Below are 22894 nucleotides of genomic sequence, written 5' to 3'. Positions count from 1 at the left end.
CCCAGGCTACGGCTCAGTTCTTGGGGCGCTTGCCGTCCACGACCTCCGACGGGTACTCGTCGTAGAACTCCACGTAACCCTCTTCACGACCGGCGAGCACGTAGATCGGGTCCTCGACCTTCCCCGAATCCTCGTCACCCTCGCCGGAGTTGCCGCCGTAGCCCTCCTTGCGGAGGTCGACCTTCTGGCTCTTGAACGTCGAGGTGTGGGCGAGCGACTCGGTGATCCTGACGAACAACGGCACCGCATAGCCTGGGAGGTGCTCGTAGGCGGACTTGGCCAGCGCCTTGCCGTCGAACTCCTGGCCCTCCTTGAGCTGGATGGCGACCATGCCCGCCTTGCCGCCAGCGCCCTCCACCTCGACGCCGAACACCGTGCACTCCTCGACCTGCGCGTCGGTCGACACCGCGGCCTCGACCTCGGTGGTTGCGACGTTCTCACCCTTCCAGCGGAACGTGTCGCCGAGGCGGTCCGTGAACGCGGCGTGCCCGAACCCCTGCGACCGCATCAGGTCGCCGGTGTTGAACCACACGTCGCCATCCTTGAAGGCGTCACGGACCAGCTTCTTCTCGGTGGCCTCGCGGTCGGTATAGCCGTCGAACGGCTGGAAGTTGCTCACCTTCGACAGCAGCAACCCGGGTTGCCCGGTCTTGACCTTGCGGACGCGACCGTCCTCGTCGCGCAGCGGTCCGCCGGTCTCCTCGTCGTATTCGACGAAGGCGATCGGCGACGGGCAGATGCCGGTGGTCTTGTCGACGTTGAACACGTTGAGGAAGGCGGTGTTTCCCTCGCTGGCGGCGTAGAACTCACAGACCCGCGCGATGCCGAACCGCTTGGTGAACTCGTCCCAGATGGCCGGGCGCAGCCCGTTGCCCGCGATGACGCGGACGCGGTGCTTGCGGTCGGTGGGCTTGGGCGACTGGTTGAGCAGGTAGGCGCAGACCTCGCCGATGTAGACGAAGGCCGTCGCGTCATGGCGGATGACTTCGTCCCAGAACTTCGACGCCGAGAACGACTTGCCAAGTGCCAGTGTCGATCCCGAGTTGAGCACCGAGGACAGCGCCACCGTCAGCGCGTTGTTGTGGTACAGCGGTAGGCAGCAGTACAGGGTGTCGTCAGTCGTCAGCCGCATGCCCAGCCCGCCGAACCCGGCCAGCGCGCGCAGCCAGCGGTAGTGGGTCATGACGCTGGCCTTCGGCATCCCGGTGGTGCCCGAGGTGAAGATGTAGAACGCCTTGTCCTTGGCCAGGACGGCGCTGGTGGTGGCCGGGTTGGTGGCCGGTGCGGAGACGGCAAGCTGGATCAGCTCGTCGAGCGTCATCAGCCCGTCGGTGTCGGCCTCGCTCTCGCTGATCGGGTCGATGAAGTCGTTCTCCGCGACGACGACCTTGGCGTTGAGCAAACCGATGCTGTGAGCGAGCACCTTGCCGCGCTGGTGGTAGTTGAGCATCCCGGCGACGGCACCGCACTTGACGACCGCGAGCATCAACAGCACCGAGTTCGGCGAGTTGCGCAACATGACGCCGACGACGTCGCCGGGTCCGACGCCACGCGAGGCCAGTACCGCCGCGTAGCGGTTGACGGTCTCGTTGGACTCGCGGTAGGTCAGCCGCTGGTCCTCGAACTTGATGAAGGTCTTGTCGCCGTAGCGGGCCGCCCGCTCCTGAAACACCTTGCCAATGGAGGTCTTCGCCGTCGGCCGCGCCAGGAAGCCGGTGACGACGCCGCGCGCGATGACCGGCACGTCCTTCAGTAGTCCAGGCAGCCGCGGGGCGATGTCCAGGAGGCCGACGTTACTGCGGGTACCGGATTTCTCGTCGCTCACGACGCAACCATAACCGCGTCGTGGCAACCGTCACACAGGTGGTGCGCATGCGTCGAGCGCCTCCGCCACATCGGTGGCGACTATCAATCGATCGAGTGCGCCCGTGCCGACGTATCCGGTGCCGACCAGTCCGCGCAGCCACGCGAGGAGCCCGTCGTAGTGGCCGAACGGGTCGAGCATGACCAGCGGCTTGTCGTGCATGCCGAGATAGCCCGCGGTCCAGGCCTCGAAGAACTCCTCGAGCGTGCCGATGCCACCGGGCAGCACCAGGAACGCGTCGGCCCTGTCCTCCATGACCTGTTTGCGCTGGCGCATGGTGTCGGTGACGATCAGTTCCTCGGCCTCGACGTCGGCGAGTTCGCGGTGGACCAGCGCCTTGGGGATCACTCCGACGGTGCGACCGTTGTGCGCCCGGGCGGCACCCGCCACCGCGCCCATGGCCGAGACGTTTCCGCCGCCGGACACCAGCGTCCAGTCGCGGTCGGCGATCGCCTCCCCCACGTCGGAGGCCAGCTTCAGCAACTCCTTGTGTGTGGGGCCGGACGCGCAATAGACACAGACCGCCCAGGGGCCTCGTGGTTCTGGGGCTTCTGAAATTTCTGCGGGCACGCCGAGCAAGGTACCGCGGGCGACCCTGGTCGCCGATTTCACCGATGGAGGCGGGTGTGACCGCCATACACTGCGGCGGTGTCCGACGGACCAGATGGGACGACCCCTGCCGCCGAGGCATTGGCGCGGGGCGACCTCGCCGCCGCCGAGGAGTTGGGGCGCGCGGCGCTGCGCGACGACGGGTCGCTCGCGGCTCGACTGACCCTTGCTCAGGCGCTGGCGTGGCAGGGCAGGGGACGCGACGCCGACGCGGTGCTGTCCGAGGTCGACGAATCCGCCTTGGACGAAACCGATTTGATGGCGTGGGCGCTGCCACGCGCGGCCAACCAGTTTTGGATGCTGAATCAGCCGGAGCGGGCGACCGCGTTCCTACAGTCGGTACGCGGCAGCGTCACCTCGGCGGGTGCAGGAGCGACGCTGGACGCACTGCTTGGCACGTTCACGATGAACGCCGGCAGCCCGGAACGTGCGATTCAGCTTTCGCGCGACGTCCTGAGCTCACCGACGGCCGACCAGCAGGCCGTCGGCTGGGCCGCGTCCGCGGCGGCGCTCTGCAACGCGAGGATGGGCAACTTCGTCGACGTCGACGCGCTCGCCGAACGCGCGATCGCCGCGGGACATCCTGGCCTGCTCCGATTCACCAGCGCGTTCGGCCAGACCACGGCGCTGGTGATGTCGGGTGAACTCGACCGCGCTCATCGCCTGGCGCAGGAGCTGGTCGACGCGTCGCCACCGTCGCACCCAAGCCACGCGATCGGTCTGCTCCTCGTCGCCGACGTGTTGATCGCACGCGGCGACGCGGCCGACGCGGTGCCGATGCTCGAGACCGCGGCCGCCGCGCTGGCCCCGACGGGGTACTCCTGGGGGCCGCTGGCGTGGATGTTGTTGGCCCAGGCGCTCGGTCAGCTCGGGCGGACCGCCGACGCGGGCCGCGTCCTGGCGAAGGCCGAGGCTCGCCATGGACTCAAATCGATGCTGTTCGCCCCTGAGCTGTCGGTGGCGCGGGCGTGGACGGCGGCGGCCCGTCGAGACGCGCCGGGAGCGGTCAACGCGGCACGCGAGGCGGCCCGCGCTGCCGAGCGCGGAGGTCAGTCCGCGGTCGCCCTTCGGGCGCTCGTCGACGCGGTACGCCTCGGTGATCTGCGCGCCGGCGACGCCATCGAGCGCGTGAACGTGGGTTGCGTCGTAGGCCGGCTGGCACTGGCGTATGCGCGGGCGTTGACGGCGGGAGACGCCGGCGCGCTGCAGGAGGCCGCGGCCGGTTTCGAGGCAATCGGCATGCGAGGGGTTGCCGTAGATGCCTTGCGGCAGGCCCAGAGTTGCCGCGGTGACGGGTAGTCGAGCGGACTTAGAATTGGGCGGTCGAGCGATCAAGGGGGCTGTCGGTGGGTGTTCTGGACGGGTTCATCTCGACGTGGTCCAACGCGCGCGAGACCTTCGGCCAGGGGGTTCCAGCCACGGGTGAGCAGTTCGACAAGAGCGGCCCCCTGACGACGATGCAGTCGAACGTGGAGTCGGCCGCACCCGGGTCGCGGTGGACCGGCGCCGGTGCCTCGGCCTATCAGACCGCCAACGCCGACCACGGCAAGGTGTTCGCTCAGCTGGCGGCCCTCGACAAGCAATTGAGCAGCCACGTCACGGCGTCCTCCGAAGTGGTGGCGGCCGGACGCCAGAACCTGGACACGATCCGCAAGTGGGTCGTCGACGGCGCGGCTGCGGTGCCCCCTGGCAAGAACCACGACCAGATGGTCATGCAGATCGTGAACAAGGGGTTGGGGCAGCTCCGCGAGGTCGTCACCAAGTCCAACGCGGACCTCGCCACCATCGGCGGCAAGATCCGCGGGCTCGGTGGGGAGTACGACGCGCTGGGGAATCAGAAGTTCGCTCCGAAGGAAGGCGTCGGCGACGGCGTTCTCGGCGACGACAAGGGCAAGGACGAAGAGGTAAAAGACGACAAGCCGACTCCCGAACAGATGGAAGAGTTGGTTCACAAGGCAGTCGCCGAAGGCGACCCAGTAGCGGCGGCCAAGGTCGACGAATTACTCAATGGCATTAAAGGCGAACAACTAGGTCCAAACAGTGCGCAGCATCCACTTGACCCGGTTCAGGCGGAACTCATCGGCCAGATGCAAGCGCAGATGAAGCCGATGTCCATGGACGACTTGAATGCAGCCCGCGACCGACTGGGGCCCAACAAAGACATCCTGTCCAATGCCATGCAGGTCATGAGCGACCCCGATGTCACTTATCCGCGTCATGACGGAGACGGCCCCCAGATCGTGTCGTCCGAACCTGGTGGACCATTGCCAAACGACGGCGTGCTGCCGGGTGACACGGGTGCCCTCCCGGATGGGGTTCAGGCGACGCTCAATCAGCGCGGAGATTTCATGGGTCCGCCCGATCCGAGCGCGGGATATCCCGGCACGCAAACCGACTTCGAGGGCGGCGCCCGCCACGAAGCCGCCGAGAATCTGAAGAACCTGGCCAACATCGTCGGCGACGGCGACCCACGATTCCAGCAGGGCTCTCAACTCGACCGCGAAATGATGTCGAACGCCAAGGAGTGGCTAAGCGCACAAGAGAGTCCAGACGGAAGATCCCAAGAACACTGGGGCGACGAAGTCGTCGAGCGCGTTTTCGACACCGCGGGTCGCGACACCGTCGTCAATCACGACATGTTCACCACGGACAAGGAATTCACCCACGACGTGCTGACCCACGAATGGCAGGACAACGGTGAATCTGCCCGCACTCTCACCGACTGGATCAACCGCGACGCGTTGTCGTCAGATCCGATGGTGAACCAACGGGCCGGCGAGACTGCCAGCGCCTTGGCCGACTACTTGGGCGACCCCGCAAACAAGGACTCTCTGATGAACATCAGCACTGGGTCGGAACCAAATATGTCGATTGGCAAGATGAATCCCGAACTGACGCAAAGCCTCGCGCATGCCATGAGCCCGTACGTCGATGAAATGGCGGGGCGAAACATTGACGGATCGTCGGGCTGGCATTCGATCGACAACCCCGACACAGATCGTTCCTTTCCACACGCCACCAATGTCATGGGCGTGTTGGGTACCGATCCCGACGCGGCGAAGATTCTGGACACGCGTTCGGCGTCGGTGCAGGGCGGCTACATCAACGAGTACGCCAACTCCGTCATCGACAGCGGCGGGCATTCATCCGACTCGGGCGCGCTGGAGGCCGCCGGTCGATTGAAGGGAATCACGGCTGAAGGAGCCTTCATCGCCGCTTCCGACGTAACATCCGATGCGTCCGAGGCCAGGAAGGCGGCGTGGGACCGGTTGTCAACGAATTACGATGCGGCAGTTGGTCTCGCTGGGGCGATTCCACACGCGGGACCCGCACTCGAACTCCAGTCGACCCTCATGAAGGACGCCATCTTGGGGCCACGCCCCGGAGACGTCGATCCGGGCCACACCCCCATCGAGGGGTCTCTGGGCATGAAATCCGCCTTGGCTTCAACCTTCATCGCGCACGGCATTGGCGATCCTGGGGACATCGCGCAAATGCGGCCCTACGACTCGGACGGCGACGGTCAAATCGAAATTCCGGCCTACAACGAGTACGACCAGGCGCGCGAGGCTTACCTGAGACACTTGAGTGACTACTTCAACCGCTTGGATCCCGTGATCAACAATCCGCTGGCCGGGTACGACCAGGCATACCGCGATGTACTCAAGTAGGCGAAGCGGCCGAGCGACGAGGCTGATCACATTGGTAGTCGTCGCGATGCTCGCGACTGCATGCGGAGGTCATTCGCCATCGTCCCAGCCTCCTAACCAAACGAGTTCATCGATTCCGCCACGGCAGTTTCCGAACTGGCCCCCCGAGGCCAATGAGTTTCGTTTTCAATGGGCCGGGGCACCGGGGGTAGACCTCGCGAATGGGCCTGCCGTTGCGCTCCGCGCCTACGTAGAGTCGTATCGACTCACCGCTTTCGCGGGAGGTGACCAATCGGCCGTCTACCCCGGATTCATGCGCGCTACGGCCGAAAGCACTGGCCCCTCAGACGATCCGGGCAGCCTCCTTCAGCTGTGGTACGTGCGTCCCAAGACTCGCGCTGACAATGAGGCGAACGGTGTTAAGTACGTACCGAGACAAATCTACGGTTATCAACCAACCTACGTACTCGATCTCACTCGCCAAGAAAGCGGCTACCGCGCCACCGTGTGCCTTGGTCTCTATTCCGTCTACCGAACTGCGGACGACGATCGGACAAAGTACTTCTCGACGATAACCAACCCGACCACCGGACAACCGTTGCACGGAGACGGCGGCGGTATCGAGATTTGGCGCGTCGAACTGACCGACACGGGTCCACAGGCGAACACGGCGCCGCCCGTGCCGGCACTGCCGCAGATTGGGCCCCAGCCAGCGCCAGTAGACGACGTCTTCGGTCCATGGTTCATCACGGGCAACAGTTCCGGCGTTTGGGGCCCAGTCGGTGGCAACACTGAGCAAATCGACACTCCCGAGGTACGTCAGCAGTGCGCTGCCGCCATGCCGGATGACGCTGCCGCACGCACAGCCATGTCCACGGGATTTCACGCAGCACCCCCACCGCACGGTGACGCGATTCCGGGCTGGCCCGCCGAGTCGAAGTGACGTGAGCGCAGCCGTCAATTGCCGCGACGGCTGAGGCGCGGCCGGCAATAGAATCGGTTGACGCGCACGAAGAGAGGACCACCATGGGCGGCAAGTTCACCCTCGACAGCGCCGGCCTGACACCGCTGGCTGAGATCCACTCGCAGGTCGCCGCCGGGCTGGCACAGCTGACCGGGGCGGGCGGGCCGCAAGCGGCCGACGTGGCCAAGTCCTTCGGCAACATCGCGTTCTCGGTGAACAACGCCCTCGACGGCGTGACCCAAAGTCGCGGCAACACACTGCAAGCCACGAAGGGCTCCAGCGACACCATCGCCGAACTGCTCGGCAAGGCCGAGAAGCTCTACGCCCAGGGCGACCAGGAAGGCGCGGCCAAGCTCAAGGCCGCGGCCGAGACGCTGGAGGGCTCCGGCCCCGGCGGTGGCACGGGCCCAGCAGGCGCCGCGGGTGCTGGTGGGGCAGGCGCAGGCGCGGCCGGTGGCGGCGGCGCCGAGATGGCGGGTCAGATGGCCAGCCAGGTCGGGCAGCAAGTCGGCCAACTCGCCCAGGGCATGGCCCAGTCGATGCAGGGCCTCGCGCAGGGCCTCACTCAACTCCCCCAGCAGATCATGCAGGGCATCCAGGGCATGGCCGGCTCGGCGGGCAAGGGGTCCGACGCCGAGACACTGGCCAAGGCCGCCGAGGAGAAAGCCAACGCGGACAAGGCCGATGACTCCGAGGAGCGCAAGCGCAAGGAGGATGAGGACGCCGCCAAGCGCGCCGAAGAAGAACGCGCGCAGCAGCGACCTCCGGCCCGGACCGAGGGCGCGCAGCCTGGCCGTGGTACCGATGGTGGACCCGCCCCCGTGGCACCGCCAGTACCCGAGCGTCCGCAGCCCGCGCAGACCCGGCCGCAGCAGTTCCCGCTCTAGGAGAGCACCCCGTCGGCGAGGTGCAATCTGCGCTGGACGCCGATCGCCGCGAGAAAGCTCTCGTCGTGACTGACCACCACGAAGGCGCCTCGATACGCGTTCAGCGCCAACTCCAACTGGCCAACGCTGACCAGGTCGAGGTTGTTCGTCGGCTCGTCGAGGAGCAGCAACTGCGGTGCGGGTTCGGCGTTGAGCACGCAGACCAGCGTCGCTCTCAGCCGCTCCCCGCCCGACAGCGCCGCCACGGGTAGGTCGACGAGATCGCCGCGAAAGAGGAACTGCGCCAACAGATGCATGCGTCGGGTGTGCGTCAGGCTGGGAGCAAACGCGGCCAAGCTCTCGGCGACGCTGCGAGCTGGGTCCAGCAGGTCGAGCCGCTGCGACAGATAGGCGATCCGCCCGTCCGCGCGGTGCACCTCGCCCCGCTCCGGCAGCAGGTCTCCGCTGACCAGTCTCAGAAGCGTCGACTTTCCCGCGCCGTTGCCCCCGGTCAACGCGATGCGTTCGGGCCCGCGAACGTCCAGGTCGATTCCCTTGTCGGCGAACAGGTCACGGCCCCCGACGCGAATCTGAAGACCACGTGCAGCGAGCACCGTGCGGCCTGCGGGAACGTCGGTATCGGGTAGGTCCAGCACGATGACGTCGTCGTCGCGGACGGCACGGTCGGCGTGATCCAGCCGACTTCTCGCGTCGTCGAGGCGCTTGGCGTGGACGTCGTCGGACTTGGCCGCCGACTCCTGGGCGTCGCGTTTGAGCTTGCCCGCCACGATCTTCGGCAAGCCGGCGTCCTTCACGTTGCGGGCGGCGGTGCTCGAACGCTTCGCCGCGCGCTCGCGGGCCTGCTGCATCTGACGCTTCTCGCGCTTCAACAGCTGCTCGGCATTGCGGACGTCGGACTCCGCGGATTGCTGAGCCGCGTCGAGAGCAGCCTCGTAGTCGGTGAAAGTTCCTCCGTAGAAGCAAATTTCGCCGCCTCGCAACTCCGCGATGCGATCCATCCGGTCGAGCAGCACCCGATCGTGGCTGACGACCAACAGCGTCCCACCGAAGTCGTCGAGCGCGGAGTACAGCCGCCTGCGCGCCTTGGCGTCCAGATTGTTGGTCGGTTCGTCGAGGAGCAGGACGTCAGGGCGCCTCAGCAGCTGCGCCGCCAGACCGACCGACACCACCTCCCCGCCGCTGAGGGCACCGAGGGCGCGATCCATCGCCAGCTGCGCCAGACCCAGACGGTCGAGCTGGGCCCGCAGTCGCTCCTCGACGTCCCAATCGTCACCGATTGCGGTGAACACCGCGTCGGAGGCGTCACCGGCCGCCAAGGCGTCCAGCGCTGCGATGACGGCTGCGACGCCGAGGACGTCGGCGACGGTGCGGTCGGCCTCGAACGGCAGCGTCTGCGGCAGGTATCCGACCGCGCCGTCGACGACGAGGCCGCCTCCCGTCGGACTGAGTTCTCCCGCAACGAGTTTGAGCAGCGTGCTCTTGCCTGCGCCGTTGGGTGCGACCAGACCGGTGCGGCCACCCGGAACGGTGAAGGACAGGTCGACGAACAGCGGAGTGTCGTCGGCCCAGCCGAAGGACAGATGTGACGAAACGATGGAAGACATGAAAGAGCTTTCTTGCTGGTGCCCAGACATGGGGCACGCGACGACGACGGAGAAGTGGCTCCGAACTATCCGGAGAGGTCGTCACCCAGCATGTGTTCCATGCTAGCGGCGTCAGTCAAGCAAATATTGGCGCAGCATCGCGGTGACCGCGGTGATCTGCGTGACGTCAACGCGCTCGTCGACCCGATGGGCCATGTTCGGATCGCCGGGACCGTAGTTGACCGCCGGAATGCCGAGCGCGGCGAAGCGGGCGACGTCGGTCCATCCGAACTTGGCCCGTACCTGTCCCCCGGCCGCCCGCACCAGCGCGGCGGCGGCCGGCTTCGTCAGACCGGGAAGCGCCCCGGGTGCCCCATCGGTACGTTCGAGCTCGACGTCGAGTCCGTCGAGCACCTCACGGACGTGTGCGTCGGCCTGCTCGACGCTGCGGTCGGGCGCAAAGCGGAAGTTCACCGTGACCGACGCCGCGTCGGGGATGACGTTGCCGGCGATGCCGCCGTCGATCCGGACCGCGGACAGCCCCTCGCGGTACGTGCACCCGTCGATCTCCACATTGCGCGCCTCGTACGACGACAGCCTGTCGAGGACGGCACCGAGCTTGTGAATGGCGTTGTCACCCAACCACGATCGAGCGGAGTGCGCCCTGGTGCCCGTCGCCCTGACGACGTGGCGGACGGTCCCCTGACAACCGGCCTCGATGAAGCCGCCGGACGGCTCGCCGAGAATCGCGACGTCAGCTCGCAGCCAGTCGGGCAACTCGTGCTCGATGCGGCCGAGGCCGTTGGCGCTCGACTCGATCTCCTCGCAGTCGTACATCACCAACGTGATGTCGTGCGTCGGCTCGGCGACGGTGGCGGCGAGGTGCAGGAAGACCGCGTCGCCGGCCTTCATGTCCGACGTGCCGCAGCCGAACAGTTCGTCGCCGACGCGGCGGCTGGGCACGTTGTCGGCCGCCGGGACGGTGTCGAGGTGGCCGGCGAGCAGCACGCGTGACGGTCGTCCGAGGTTGGTCCTGGCCAGCACGGCGTCGCCGTTGCGGATCACCTCATAGCCGGGTGCCTGCGCACGTAGCGCGGCCTCGACCTCGTCGGCGATGCGCTGCTCGTGCCGCGACTCGCTGGGGATGTCCACCAGGGCAGCGGTCAGCTCAATCGGATCGGCGCGCAAGTCCAGGCCCACAGTCGTCGAGGTTAGTCCAGTAGCCTTTGGGACCGTGACTTCAGCATCAGGTGTAGGCGTGGCGACCATTTCAGCCGAGGGGACGATTCTCGACACGTGGTTCCCCGAGCCGGAGATCGGCGAGGACGGCGACGCGACGACGGGGACCAACCGGCTGTCGGTGGCGGAGGTGACCGAGGAGCTCGGCGCGCTGACCGGGCGCGACGACGAACGCGACGTCGAGACGGTCATCGTGCGTACCACCATCGCCTCGCTCGACGACAAGCCGGTCGACGCGTTCGACGCCTACCTGCGACTGCACCTGCTGTCGCACCGCCTGATCGCGCCCCACGGCGCCAACATGGACGGTGTCTTCGGGTTGCTCGCCAACGTGGTGTGGACGAACTACGGCCCGTGCGCGGTCGAGGGGTTCGAATTGACGCGCGCGCGGCTGCGCAGGCGTGGACCGGTGACCGTGTACGGCGTCGACAAGTTCCCCAGGATGGTCGACTACGTGTTGCCGACCGGCGTCCGGATCGCGGACGCGGACCGGGTGCGCCTCGGTGCCCACCTGGCGCCAGGGACGACGGTCATGCACGAGGGCTTCGTGAACTTCAACGCCGGCACGCTCGGCACGTCGATGGTCGAGGGCCGAATCTCCGCGGGCGTCGTGGTCGGCGACGGCTCCGACGTCGGCGGCGGTGCGTCGATCATGGGCACGCTGTCCGGCGGCGGCAAGGAAGTCATCTCGGTGGGCAAGCGATGCCTCCTTGGCGCCAACTCCGGACTCGGCATCTCACTCGGCGACGACTGCGTCGTCGAGGCGGGCCTCTACGTCACGGGCGGCACCAAGGTGACCACCTCGGACGGTCAGACCGTGAAGGCCAAGGAACTGTCCGGCGCCAACAACCTTCTGTTCCGGCGCAATTCGCTGTCCGGAGCGGTCGAAGTGGTCTCGCGCGACGGCACCGGCATCACCCTCAACGACGCCCTGCACAAGAACTGACGCCTACCGGCAGCGCGACACCCGCAACATCGCGACGCCGTGCGCCGGAACGGTTTCGGCCACGTCGCCCTTCGTCGTCGCCTCGGAGTGCTGCCACAGATCACGGACGGTGAAGCACTGGCTGCCCGACAGGCCGACGGCATGGGCGTCGGTGTGAATCTCGACGGGGACGGCGTCGGAGTTGAACAGCGCCACCGCCACCGAACCGTCGGCCAGGGGCTTGACGATGATCCTCGGATCCGCCAGTAGCGGAAGTCCCTGAAGTACCAACGGATCCTGGTCGACCGCGATGACGTCACGATTGGTCAGGATCTCTCGGGTGTCATCGTCCATCGTGCGGACGTCGTTGCCAGCCAGCAATGGCGCGGCCAGCATCGCCCACAGCGAGAAGTGCGCGCGCTGTTCGACATCGGTCAGGTCGGGCCGTTGCGGCCCCAGTGCCATCGTGGGGTGCCCGCGGACGAACTGCGACCAGCCGATGCCGACCACCAACATGTCCGGATCGTTGACGTGCCTTGGCCCGTCGTGCGGGGCGCTGGGACCGGCGGCCGCGAACGCCTGGCTGACTCCGGCGAGGCCTGCTGCCCACAACTCCTTGTCGCCCCATGCGGGCACCAGATCCATGGCGTCGCGGCTCACGTCGGCGATGTGGGACCAGTCGTACTCGGTTCCCGCGTCGGTGTCGCCCGAACTGTTGGGGTTGATGCTGTAACGAATGTGACGACCGCTGGCCCGCAACGCATCTCGCATCGCGGCGAAGTACTTCACCTGTTCACTGTGGCCGGCGTCCGTCCGGCACCAGTCGTACTTCAGGTAGTCGACGCCCCAAGCGGCGAAGGTCCGCGCATCGGCCTCTTCGTGTCCGGCGCCGCCTATCCGCGGATCCTGACCGCACCCTTGGTTGAACGGGCTGTGATAGATCCCGAGGAGCATGCCGCGGTCGTGCGCGTAGGCGGCCACCGGCGCGATGCCGTTGGGAAACCTGTCGGGGTCGGCGTGAAGGTCACCGTTCGCGTCACGGGTGGGCGCGGCCCAGCCCGCGTCGAGGTTGACGTAGCGGTAGCCGGCGTCGCGCATGCCCGAGGACACCATGGCGTCGACGGTCTCCTCGACGGCCCGCTCGGTCAACGGGATTCCGGAGTTCCACGAATTCCACCCCATGGGAGGGGTTTCGGACGGTCGTGGCTCGGGAGCAGGTGACGCGCACGCGGCCAGCACGGCGACGCAGACCACCAAGCCCCACAGTCGACGCACGCGGCCATCCTGACATCGCGATCTGTGGATCGGTTTCGAAGAAGCTGTGGACTCGCCGCGCGTCAGCTCTTGCCCGACAGCACGCAGAACTCGTTGCCCTCGGGATCGGCCAGCACCACCCATGATTGGTCGCCCTGGCCGACGTCGACGCGGCGTGCGCCGAGAGCGAGCAACCGGTCAACCTCGACCGCCTGGTCGTCGGGGGTCAGGTCGAAGTGGATGCGGTTCTTCACCACCTTGCGGTCGGGCACCTCGAGGAACAACCAGTCCGGGCCGGTGGCCGAACGCAGGAGGACGTCGCCGTCCTCGACGGTTTCAGCGGGCCACCCGAGCACCTCGGACCACCATCGCGCGAGTGCGTCGACGTCGGTTGCGTCGACGCACACCTCCGACAATCTCAGGCCCATGATCAATCCCCTTGCGTCAGTTCCTTCTTCATGACCTTGCCCATCGCGTTGCGAGGCAGGGCGTCGACGATCCGCACTTCGCGCGGGCGCTTGTGCGCCGAGAGTTGCCCGGCGACGAACTCGATCAACACCTCGGGCTCGGCCGACCCCACCACGAATGCGACGATCCGCTGACCGAGGTCGTCGTCGGGCACCCCGACCACAGCCACCTCGACGACTCCCTCGTGGCCCAGCAGTGCCGTCTCGATCTCGCCCGCACCCACGCGATAGCCGCCCGACTTGATCAGGTCCACCGACTCGCGCCCGACGATGCGGTGCATGCCGCCGGAGTCGACCACGGCGACGTCGCCCGTGCGGTACCAGCCATCCTGGCCGAGCGCCGCAGCGGTCGCCTCGGGAAGGTTCAGGTAGCCGTCGAACAGCATGGGTCCTCGAACCTCAAGGCGCCCAATGGATTCCCCGTCGTGCGGCACCGCTGCACCGTCCTCGCCCGTCAGCCGGGTCTGCACGCCAGCCAGCGGAAGGCCCACCCAGCCCGGCCGTCGTTCGCCGTCGGCGATGGTGCTCAACGTGATGAGCGATTCGGTACTTCCATAGCGTTCGACGGGCGCGTGTCCGGTCAGCTGGACCAGCCGGTCGAAGACGGGCACGGGCAGCGGCGCACTCCCCGACACCAGCAGCCTGGCCGAGGAAAGGGCCAGCGCCGCGTCGAGGTCGCCGGCGATCCTCGACCACACCGTCGGGACGCCGAAGTACAGCGACCCGGCCGCCTCCGCGTACGCGGCTGGCGACGGCTTCCCGGTGTGCACCAACCGATTTCCGATGCGCAACGATCCCAGCAGGCCGAGGATCAGCCCGTGCACGTGGAACAGCGGCAGACCGTGAACCAGGGTGTCGTCGGGCGTCCAGGCCCACGCCGTGGCGAGCGCGTCGACGTCGGTCGCGATCGCCCGCCGGCTGATCAGCACTCCCTTCGGCGGACCGGTGGTGCCGGAGGTGTACATCACCATCGCGATGGCGTCCGGCGACGGCTCCGCGTAGCGATGCCACGACCGCGCGTGCAGGCGGACCGGGACGTGCGGAAGCCCCTCGGTCTGCTCGGGCAGCTCCCCCAGCCACGCTTGCGCACCCGAGTCGCTGAGGATGTGCCTGCGTTCGGCCTCGCCGACGTCGGCGGGCACCGGCACGACGGGGACACCTGCGATCAGGCATCCGGCGATCGCGAGCACCGTGGTGGCGGTGGGCGTGGCGAGCACGGCGATCCTGCGCGCTCCTCCGACGCGTTCGGCGACCGAGGTCGCCGCGCCGACGAGGTCGCTGCGGCTCAGGCTCACCCCGCCGATGCGGACGGCATCGGCGAGATCGTGTCCCGCGGCCACAGCCGACGGATTGAGGGAGGCCAACAGCACACCCGTGACGCTACCGTGGGCGGCGATACTGGTCGGGTGGATCCCGTTGAACGCGTCAGCTCGCGTGAGGTATATCGCAATGCCTGGATGATCGTTCGCGAGGACGACATTCGCAGGCCCGACGGCACCCTCGGCATCTACGGCGTCATCGACAAGCCGACGTACGCCCTGGTGATCGCCCGAGACGACCACAGATACCGGCTCGTCGAACAGTTCCGCTACCCCATCGGGTTGCGCCGGTGGGAGTTCCCGCAGGGCACCGCGCCGGGAACGTTGGAGGGCGAACAGCCGCCACCGGCCGACCTCGCCGCCGACGAGCTGCGGGAGGAAACCGGGCTGCGCGCCGAGTCGATGGTGGTGCTCGGCCAGCTCGACGTCGCGCCCGGGATGAGCAGCCAGCGGGGCTGGGTGTTCCTCGCGACCGGGATCACCGAGGGCGAGCACGAACGCGAGCTGGAAGAGCAGGACATGCACAGCGAGTGGTTCACCGGCGACCGGATCGACGAGATGATCGTCGACGGCACCATCACCGACGCGCAGACGATCGCGGCGTGGACGCTGCTGCGGCTCGCCGACCGCCGGTGAGCGGCACTGCCCAGGTGCGCCTGCCACCCGTCTCGGGGTCCTTCGACTATCAGCTGGGCGGCACCGCCGACACCGCCGGGGGCCTACACCGTCCGCTACGTGAACGGCTTTCAGACTCAACCCGTCGACCGCACCGCAGCGCGCGCTGATCGTCGACGCGTTCACCCGGTTCCCCGACGTCGACCGGGCCGGCGCGATCGAGCTGGCGCGTTCCCTCGCAGGCATCGCCCACGGCCGCGGGTTGGCGATCGGTCAGAAGAACGCCGCCGAGTGGACCGAAATGGGGCGCCACGACGTCGGTTTCGACTTCGCCGTCACCGAGGAATGCGCGACGTACCACGAATGTGATCGGTACCGAAAGGTGTACGGGGAGCACGTCTTGCAGATCGAGTACACCGACGACCTGCCCATGCCGTACGAGCAGTGCTGAGGTCAGCGCCGCCGCTCGGCGAGCGCACGTAGGAAGAACGTCAGGTTGGCTGGCCGCTCGGCGAGGCGACGGACGAAGTAGCCGTACCACTGCGTGCCGAACGGGACGTACACGCGAACGTGGTTGCCCTCCTCGGCAAGCCGGCGCTGCTCGCCGTCGCGAATGCCGTAGAGCATCTGGTACTCGAAGTCGTCTACGCCCCTGGAGAATTCGCGCGCCATGGCAGGCACCGCGTCGACGATCACCGGGTCGTGCGACGCCACCATCGGATAGCCGTCCCCCGCCATCAGCACGCGCAGGCATCGAAGATAGGAATCGGTGACCGCGTCGGCGTCGCGGTAGGCCACCGAGGCGGGCTCGTCGTACGCGCCCTTGCATAGGCGGATCCTGGCCCCCGGGCTGGCCGCGAACTCCTCGCAGTCACCTTCGGTGCGCTTCAGATAGGCCTGCAAAACCGTTGCCAACCAGGGGAAGTCGCCGCGGAGGTCGCGCACGATCGACAGCGTCGAATCGGTGGTCGTGTGGTCCTCGGCGTCGACCGTCACCCAGATGCCCGCGTCGCGGGCCTTGGTGCAGATGAGGTGGGCGTTCTCGAGCGCGATCTTCTCGCCGTCGCGGGGCAGCGCCTGCCCGAGCGCCGAGAGCTTCAGCGAGACCTCCAGTGGCCGCGGCCCGTCGGCGACCTCGTCGCGCTGAGCGAGGGCGTCCAGCAGGTCGGAGTAGGCCCGGACGGTGGCGTCGGCCGCATCGGCGTCGGTGACGTCCTCGCCGAGGTAGTCGATCGAGACGAAGCGGCGCGACTCACGCAGTTCCGCAACCGACGTCAGCGCATGCTCGACAGTCTCACCAGGGACGAAGCGGTGCACGACGTGACGGGTCACGGGCATCCGTTCGGCGGTGCGGCGGAGCCCGTCCGACCGGGCGGCGGCCAAGATCGCGGGCCGGGCGAACTGCTGGAAGACGCCCATCGGTCAGCCCTCCATGTGGGGGTAGGCATGGGTCACCGGCGCCACGAACGTCTCCTTGATCGAGCGCGCCGACGTCCAGCGCTGCAGATTCAGCGGCGAACCGGCCTTGTCGTTGGTGCCCGAGGCACGCGACCCGCCGAACGGCTGCTGCCCCACGACGGCACCGGTGGGCTTGTCGTTGACGTAGAAGTTGCCCGCCGCGTGGCGAAGTCGCTCTTGGGCGGTGAGCACCGCGGCGCGGTCGTCGGCGATCACCGCGCCGGTCAGACCGTACTTGGAGCCGGAGTCGACGACACCCAGAACGTCGTCCCAGCGGTCGTCGTCGTACACGTGGACCGCCAGGATCGGGCCGAAGTACTCCTGTGAGAACGCCTCGTCGGTCGGGTCGTCGGACAGCAGCACCGTGGGACGGACGAAATAGCCTTCGCTGTCGTCGTATTCACCACCGACCGCGATCGTCACTCCGGCCGCACCCTTCGCGCGCTCGATGGCGTTCACGTTCTTGGTGAAGGAGCGCTCGTCGATCAGCGCGCCACCGTAGTTGGACAGGTCCGACACGTCGCCGTAGGTGAGCTTGCCGGTGGCGTCGAGGAAGTCGTCGCCCATCTGCTGCCACACCGACCGCGGGACGAAGGCACGCGAGGCGGCCGAGCACTTTTGCCCCTGGTAGTCGAAGGCACCCCGAATCAAGGCGGTACGCAACACGTCTGGGCGCGCCGAGGAGTGTGCGACGACGAAGTCCTTGCCGCCGGTCTCACCGACGAGCCGCGGATAGGTGTCGTAACGCTCGACACGTGCGCCGACCTCGCGCCACAGGTGCTGGAACGTCGCGGTCGACCCGGTGAAGTGGATGCCGGCAAGCCGGGGGTCGGCGAGCACCACCTCGGACACGGCGATCCCGTCACCGGTGACGAGGTTGATCACCCCAGGCGGCAGACCGGCCGACTCAAGCAGCTGCATGGTCAGGTAGGCCGAAAAGGTCTGCGTGACGGACGGTTTCCACACCACGGTGTTGCCCATCAGGGCCGGGGCGGTGGGCAGATTGCCGGCGATGGCGGTGAAGTTGAAGGGCGTGATCGCGTAGACGAAACCCTCGAGCGGGCGGTAGTCGGTCCGGTTCCACACGCCGTGCGAACTGACCGGCTGCTGCGCCATGAGCTGCCTGGCGAAGGCGACGTTGAACCGCCAGAAGTCGGCGAGCTCGCACGATGCGTCGATCTCGGCTTGGTAGGCGCTCTTGGACTGGCCGAGCATGGTGGCGGCGGCGAGCTTGGCCCGCCACGGTCCGGCGAGAAGGTCCGCGGCGCGCAGGAAGACCGCGGCACGCTCGTCGAACGGCGTCGCCTCCCACGCCCGTTTGGCGTCCGTCGCCGCGGCGACGGCGGCGGTCGCCTCGGTGTGCCCGCCGTTGGTCAGGGTGCCGAGGACGGCGCTGTGACGGTGCGGCTGCACGACGTCGACGCGCTCGCCGGCCCCCATCGTGTGCTTTCCGCCGATCACGTGCGGCAGGTCGACGGGGTCGGCGGAGTTGAGATCGCTCAGCTCGCGCAGGAGCGTCGCCCGCTCCGGGCTGCCCGGCGCGTATTCGAGCACCGGTTCGTTGGCGGGGACGGGTACGTCGGTGACGGCGGAGAAAGCGCTCATGTGATCAGCGTCTCTCATCGAGGGGTGTGGACGTTTGGCCGATCAGACAAAGTCTGTCGCGGGCGCCAGTAATATCGGCCAACGTGAAGCCTGCCGGCGTGGGACTGGGCCAGCTGCTGCTCGCGCTGGACGCGACCATGGTGACTCTGGTCGACGCCCCGCGCGGTCTCGACCTGCCGGTCGCCTCTGCAGCGTTGATCGACGCCGACGACGTCCGCCTCGGGCTGGCGGTCGGTGCCAGCTCGGCGGACGTGTTCTTCATCCTCGGCGTCGGTGACGACGACGTGCTGGCCTGGCTGGTTCAGCAGACCTCGCGGCGGGCGCCTGCCGCGATCTTCGTCAAGGAGCCGTCCGACGCGGTGGTGGCGCGCGCGGTCGCGGTGGGCACGGCCGTCGTCGCCGTCGAGCCGAGGGCCCGCTGGGAGCGGCTGTACCGGCTGGTCGACCACGTCTTCGACCATCACGGCGACCGGGCCGACCCGCTGTACGACCCGAGCACCGACCTGTTCGGTCTGGCGCAGTCGATCGCCGACCGCACCCACGGCATGGTCAGCGTCGAGGACGTGCAGTCCCACGTCTTGGCCTACTCGGCCTCCAACGACGAGGCCGACGAGTTGCGGCGGCTGTCGATCCTGGGCCGGGCGGGCCCGCCGGAGCATCTGGCCTGGATCGGGCGGGCCGGCATCTTCGACGCGTTGAGGGCCACCGGCGACGTCGTCCGCGTCGACGCCAGGCCGGAACTGGGTCTTCGGCCGCGGCGCGCGGTCGGCATCCATCACGTCGCGTCGGATCGCAGGCGCGGACCGGTGTTCGCCGGCACCATCTGGTTGCAGGAGGGTTCCCGGCCGCTGGCCGAGGACGCCGACGACGTGCTGCGCGGCGCTGGCGTGCTGGCCGCGCGGATCATCTCCCGGCTGGCGGCCACGCCGTCGACCCATGCGGTGCGCGTGCAAGAGCTACTCGGCCTCCGCGAGGCCCCCCTCGACGACGCGCAGGTGGCGGACGTCGCACGCGAGCTCGGCGTCGTGGCCGACGGACGCGTCGCGGTGATCGGCTTCGACGGGGCCGCGGGTGCACCCACCCGGCTCGCCGACGTACTTGCCTTGAGCGCCAGCGCCTTTCGGCGGGATGCGCAGGTGGCCGCCGGCCCGTCGCGGGTCTACGTGCTGTTCCCTCACTCCGGCAAGGTGTCGGCGGTGTCGTCGTGGATCCGCGGCACCATCGGCGCCCTGCGCAGCGAGCTGGGCCTCGAACTGCGGGCCGCGATCGCCACTCCGACAACGGGTCTGACGGGGGCTGCCGGAGCGCGGGCGGAGGTCGACCGCGTGCTCGACAGCGCCGAACGCCACCCCGGCGCGATCGGTCAGGTGACCTCGCTGGCCGAGTCGCGGACCACGGTGCTGCTCGACGAGATCGTCACGATGATCGCGGCCGACGACCGGCTGGTCGACCCGCGGGTTGGCGCGCTGCGGTCGAAGGACCCCGTCCTGGTGGACACGCTGCGGGCCTACCTCGACGCGTTCGGTGACGTGGCGGCGGCCGCGGCGGAGCTGCACGTCCACCCCAACACGGTGCGGTATCGCGTGCGGCGGATCGAGGAGATTCTGGACAGCTCGCTGGCGGACCCCGACGTGCGACTGCTGCTGTCACTGAGCCTGCGGGTCCCCTGACCCACTCCCCCTTCCCACCGAGTGTGGACTTGTGCCACGCCAACCCGCATGACGGCGTGACACGAGTCCACATTCGGCGGGTTGTGCACAGTCCGCGGTTCATCCACGAGGTGCCAGCAATACCGCCCGCGACGGACGAGTGCGGTTGGTGGGCAGTGGTTGCGTGGGTCGCGTGCACCCGATCACCGGACCCTTCGTCGGCACCGAAGCCCTGGCCCGCGGCCAATTCACCAGGCGGACGTTGCACAGTCGCAACCAGGTGATCCATCGCAACGTGTTCTTGCCCGTCGGCCAAGAGCTCACCGCTCGCGATCGGGCCGTTGCGGCCTGGCTGTGGTCGGGGCGGCGCGCCACGGTGGCCGGGCTGTCGGCCTCGGTGCTGCACGGCTCGCAGTGGGTCTCCCCCGACGAGCCCGCCGAGCTCACCAGGACCGAAGCCAGCGCGAACGGCATCGTCGTCCACCGCGAGACCCTGTTCGACGACGAAGTGACGACGGTCGACGGCATGTCCGTCACCACACCGGCCAGGACCGTCTTCGACCTTGGCCGGCGAAAGGGGTTCGAGAGGGCGGTGATTCAAGTCGACGCGCTCGCCAACGCCTGCGGCGTCGACGCACCGATGGTCCACCCGCTGGTCGAAGCACACCGCGGGGCGCGAGGGGTGGTGCAGCTTCGCGAGGTCCTCGACGCGATGGACGGCGGCTCGGAGTCACCTCAGGAGACGCGGACTCGGCTGTTGTTGACAGAAGCGAACTTTCGAGCGCCTAGCACTCAGATCGACGTCCTCGACGACGTCGGCTATCCATTCGCCCGCGTCGACATGGGGTGGGAGGAGTTTCGGGTCGGCGTCGAATACGACGGGGCGCAGCACTGGACCGACCACGCCCGATTCGCTCACGACATCGACCGGCACGCCATCCTGACCGCGCTTGGCTGGCGAATCATCCGCGTCAGTGCCGACCTGTTACGCCATCGACGGACGGTGATTCTGCAACGAGTCTTCGCCGCACTCGACGCAGCGGGGTGTCCGTGGCTCAACGAATGTGCAGTTATGCCAGGCCTACTCGCATGAGGGCGTGGCAAATGTCCACACTCGGCGTCAGGGATTTAGGCGGCGGGCCGCGGCGTCGATCCGCTCGTCGGTGGCCGTCAGCGCCATGCGCACGTGCCGGGCGCCACGGGGACCGTAGAACTCGCCGGGCGCCACCAGGATCCCGAGGTCGGCCAGCGAGGCGACGGTGTCGCGGCACGGCTCATCGCGGGTGGCCCACAGGTAGAGCCCCGCCTCGGAGTGGTCGACGGTGAACCCGGCGGCACGCACCGCAGGCAGGAGAACATCTCGGCGACGGGCATAGCGTTGCTTCTGTACCGCCTCGTGTGCGTCGTCGTCGAGCGCGGCGACCATGGCCGCCTGGATCGGCGTCGGCACCATCATCCCGGCGTGCTTGCGCACCGCGAGCAGCTCGGCAACCACCGCTGGATCGCCCGCGACGAAGCCTGCGCGATAGCCAGCCAGCGACGAGGTCTTCGACAGCGAGTGAATGGCGAGCAGGCCGGTGTGGTCGCCGTCGCACACCGAGGGGTGCAACACCGACACCGGAACCGCGTCCGGATCCCAGCCGAGACCGAGGTAGCACTCGTCGGAGGCGACCAACGCACCCCTGCTCCTCGCCCACTGCACGACCTTGCGCAGGTGCTCGACGCCGAGCACCGCACCCGTCGGATTGCTCGGGGAGTTCACGAAGATCAGCTTGGGGACGCGGGGTCCCAGCTGGGTCAGCGAATCGGCGGCAACCACCTCGGCGCCCGCCAGGCGCGCCCCGACGTCGTAGGTCGGGTACGCCAGCTCCGGCACCACGACCACGTCGTCACGGGAAATGCCGAGCAGCGTCGGCAGCCAGGCGATGAGCTCCTTGGTGCCGATGACCGGCAACACGGCGTCCGCGGCGAGGTCGGTGATCCCGTAGCGACGGCGCAGTGCATCAACGGCCGAGGCTCGAAGTTCGGGTGTTCCCGCCGTCGTCGGGTAGCCGGGGGCCGAACTGGCGGCCGCCAAGGCGTTCCGGATCACGTCGGCGACGTCGTCGACCGGTGTGCCGACGGACAGGTCGACGATGCCGTCGGGATGCGCCCTGGCCTTGGCCGTGACGTCAGCCAGGGTGTCCCAGGGGAAGACCGGCAACGACGCCGAAAGGCGTCCGACCGGGGTCAGCTCTCCTCGCCCTGAGGAGGCATGTCCTTGATCGCCTGGGGGTCGTTGTCGGTCTGACCAACCTTCGACGCACCGCCGGGCGAGCCCAGCTCGGTGAAGAAGTCCGCGTTGTACTGGGTGTAGGTGCCCCACTGGTCGGGGACGTCGTCCTCGTAGTAGATGGCCTCGACCGGGCACACCGGTTCGCAGGCGCCGCAGTCCACACACTCGTCGGGGTGGATGTACAGCATGCGTGCGCCCTCGTAGATGCAGTCGACGGGGCACTCTTCGATACATGCCTTGTCTTTGATGTCGACACAGGGTTCGGCAATGGTGTACGTCACTGATGTCTCTCCTGTCCAGTGGGCTGCTGGTCGGTTGGGACCTGGGTGGAACCTGATGGACCACCGAGAAGCCGAAGCAAGTATGCGATGCCCGTACCTGGACGCCTGTCTCAGTGTGTCCTAACTTCGCGCGCCGCCCGTAAGGGCGGCCCACGGTTACTGATACTAGACGTAGCACATACAAGTCGCCTAGTCGCTTTCGTCACGCCCGCGCATGTCGCCGGTGTGCAACTAGTTGCATAGAACCGGC

The 22894-nt window shown here is 67.9% G+C and carries 19 protein-coding genes and 1 pseudogene; 9 read left to right on the top strand and 11 right to left on the bottom strand.

Features of this window, described 5'->3' with window-relative positions; genetic code table 11:
• Window positions 1-13: 13 nt before the first annotated feature.
• Both fadD6 and B1790_RS30980 read right to left on the bottom strand, forming a co-directional pair.
• Window positions 14-1825, bottom strand: coding sequence for a long-chain-acyl-CoA synthetase FadD6 (gene fadD6, locus B1790_RS30985; protein WP_079927113.1), 1812 nt, complete (start codon window positions 1823-1825; stop codon window positions 14-16).
• Between the two features lie 30 nt (window positions 1826-1855).
• Window positions 1856-2422, bottom strand: coding sequence for a TIGR00730 family Rossman fold protein (locus tag B1790_RS30980; RefSeq protein ID WP_079927123.1), 567 nt, complete (start codon window positions 2420-2422; stop codon window positions 1856-1858).
• A 111-nt stretch (window positions 2423-2533) separates the two neighbouring features.
• On the opposite strand from B1790_RS30980, the pseudogene B1790_RS30975 reads away from it, so the two are divergent.
• The 4 genes and pseudogenes from B1790_RS30975 to B1790_RS30960 all read left to right on the top strand — a co-directional run.
• Window positions 2534-3772 (top strand): annotated as a pseudogene (locus B1790_RS30975) (AAA family ATPase); the annotation flags it as partial.
• 47 nt (window positions 3773-3819) lie between these two features.
• Complete coding sequence (locus tag B1790_RS30970) at window positions 3820-6144, top strand: EspA/EspE family type VII secretion system effector (protein ID WP_079927111.1); 2325 nt, start codon at window positions 3820-3822, stop codon at window positions 6142-6144.
• A 292-nt stretch (window positions 6145-6436) separates the two neighbouring features.
• On the top strand, window positions 6437-7066 hold the full coding sequence (locus B1790_RS30965; protein WP_142271593.1) for a hypothetical protein: 630 nt from the start codon (window positions 6437-6439) through the stop codon (window positions 7064-7066).
• A gap of 83 nt (window positions 7067-7149) precedes the next feature.
• On the top strand, window positions 7150-7974 hold the full coding sequence (locus B1790_RS30960) for a type VII secretion target (RefSeq protein WP_079927109.1): 825 nt from the start codon (window positions 7150-7152) through the stop codon (window positions 7972-7974).
• Here the strand turns inward: B1790_RS30960 and B1790_RS30955 are convergent.
• Together B1790_RS30955 and dapE are read right to left on the bottom strand one after the other, a co-directional pair.
• On the bottom strand, window positions 7971-9578 hold the full coding sequence (locus B1790_RS30955) for an ABC-F family ATP-binding cassette domain-containing protein (RefSeq protein ID WP_079927108.1): 1608 nt from the start codon (window positions 9576-9578) through the stop codon (window positions 7971-7973). The two genes, B1790_RS30960 and B1790_RS30955, sit on opposite strands and share 4 nt — an antisense overlap.
• A 111-nt stretch (window positions 9579-9689) precedes the next feature.
• Window positions 9690-10757, bottom strand: a complete 1068-nt coding sequence (gene dapE / locus B1790_RS30950) for a succinyl-diaminopimelate desuccinylase (protein WP_142271592.1) — start codon at window positions 10755-10757, stop codon at window positions 9690-9692.
• Window positions 10758-10791: 34 nt separating this feature from the next.
• On the opposite strand from dapE, the gene dapD reads away from it, so the two are divergent.
• Complete coding sequence (dapD, locus tag B1790_RS30945; RefSeq protein WP_079927106.1) at window positions 10792-11742, top strand: 2,3,4,5-tetrahydropyridine-2,6-dicarboxylate N-succinyltransferase; 951 nt, start codon at window positions 10792-10794, stop codon at window positions 11740-11742.
• Between the two features lie 3 nt (window positions 11743-11745).
• On the opposite strand, the gene B1790_RS30940 is transcribed toward dapD, so the two are convergent.
• From B1790_RS30940 to B1790_RS30930, 3 genes are all read right to left on the bottom strand, one after another.
• Window positions 11746-12996 carry a glycoside hydrolase family 27 protein gene (locus B1790_RS30940; protein ID WP_079927105.1) on the bottom strand — a complete coding sequence of 417 codons (1251 nt, stop codon included), beginning with the start codon at window positions 12994-12996 and terminating at the stop codon, window positions 11746-11748.
• 62 nt (window positions 12997-13058) lie between these two features.
• Window positions 13059-13403, bottom strand: a complete 345-nt coding sequence (locus tag B1790_RS30935; protein WP_079927104.1) for a VOC family protein — start codon at window positions 13401-13403, stop codon at window positions 13059-13061.
• 2 nt (window positions 13404-13405) lie between these two features.
• Window positions 13406-14812: an acyl-CoA synthetase gene (locus tag B1790_RS30930; protein WP_079927103.1), complete on the bottom strand. Its 1407-nt coding sequence runs from the start codon at window positions 14810-14812 to the stop codon at window positions 13406-13408.
• A 36-nt stretch (window positions 14813-14848) separates the two neighbouring features.
• On the opposite strand from B1790_RS30930, the gene B1790_RS30925 reads away from it, so the two are divergent.
• Together B1790_RS30925 and B1790_RS30920 are read left to right on the top strand one after the other, a co-directional pair.
• Window positions 14849-15397, top strand: a complete 549-nt coding sequence (locus B1790_RS30925; RefSeq protein WP_079927102.1) for an NUDIX hydrolase — start codon at window positions 14849-14851, stop codon at window positions 15395-15397.
• 145 nt (window positions 15398-15542) lie between these two features.
• Window positions 15543-15827 (top strand): endo alpha-1,4 polygalactosaminidase, encoded by a 285-nt coding sequence (locus tag B1790_RS30920; RefSeq protein WP_079927101.1) that lies wholly within the window; start codon window positions 15543-15545, stop codon window positions 15825-15827.
• Between the two features lie 2 nt (window positions 15828-15829).
• On the opposite strand, the gene B1790_RS30915 is transcribed toward B1790_RS30920, so the two are convergent.
• Together B1790_RS30915 and pruA are read right to left on the bottom strand one after the other, a co-directional pair.
• Window positions 15830-16795, bottom strand: a complete 966-nt coding sequence (locus B1790_RS30915; RefSeq protein WP_079927100.1) for a proline dehydrogenase family protein — start codon at window positions 16793-16795, stop codon at window positions 15830-15832.
• Between the two features lie 3 nt (window positions 16796-16798).
• The gene (gene pruA / locus B1790_RS30910) at window positions 16799-18439 is read right to left on the bottom strand and encodes an L-glutamate gamma-semialdehyde dehydrogenase (protein WP_079927099.1); all 1641 of its coding nucleotides are present in this window, start codon (window positions 18437-18439) and stop codon (window positions 16799-16801) included.
• A 137-nt stretch (window positions 18440-18576) separates the two neighbouring features.
• Between pruA and B1790_RS30905 the strand changes: the two genes are divergently transcribed.
• The gene (locus B1790_RS30905; protein ID WP_079927122.1) at window positions 18577-20109 is read left to right on the top strand and encodes a helix-turn-helix domain-containing protein; all 1533 of its coding nucleotides are present in this window, start codon (window positions 18577-18579) and stop codon (window positions 20107-20109) included.
• A gap of 163 nt (window positions 20110-20272) precedes the next feature.
• Complete coding sequence (locus B1790_RS30900; RefSeq protein ID WP_233165395.1) at window positions 20273-21181, top strand: DUF559 domain-containing protein; 909 nt, start codon at window positions 20273-20275, stop codon at window positions 21179-21181.
• Between the two features lie 27 nt (window positions 21182-21208).
• Here B1790_RS30900 and dapC read toward each other — a convergent pair whose 3' ends face one another.
• Together dapC and fdxA are read right to left on the bottom strand one after the other, a co-directional pair.
• Entirely contained in the window at window positions 21209-22321 is a 1113-nt protein-coding gene (gene dapC / locus B1790_RS30895) for a succinyldiaminopimelate transaminase (RefSeq protein ID WP_079927120.1), read from the bottom strand.
• Complete coding sequence (gene fdxA, locus B1790_RS30890) at window positions 22318-22644, bottom strand: ferredoxin (RefSeq protein ID WP_079927098.1); 327 nt, start codon at window positions 22642-22644, stop codon at window positions 22318-22320. The genes dapC and fdxA overlap by 4 nt, the downstream gene beginning before the upstream one ends.
• Window positions 22645-22894: the final 250 nt, after the last annotated feature.

Source organism: Mycobacterium sp. AT1 (genome assembly GCF_002043095.1).
Lineage (GTDB): Bacteria > Actinomycetota > Actinomycetes > Mycobacteriales > Mycobacteriaceae > Mycobacterium.
The sequence above is the reverse complement of the archived record's forward strand: the minus strand, read 5'-3'. Positions and strand labels throughout refer to the sequence as shown.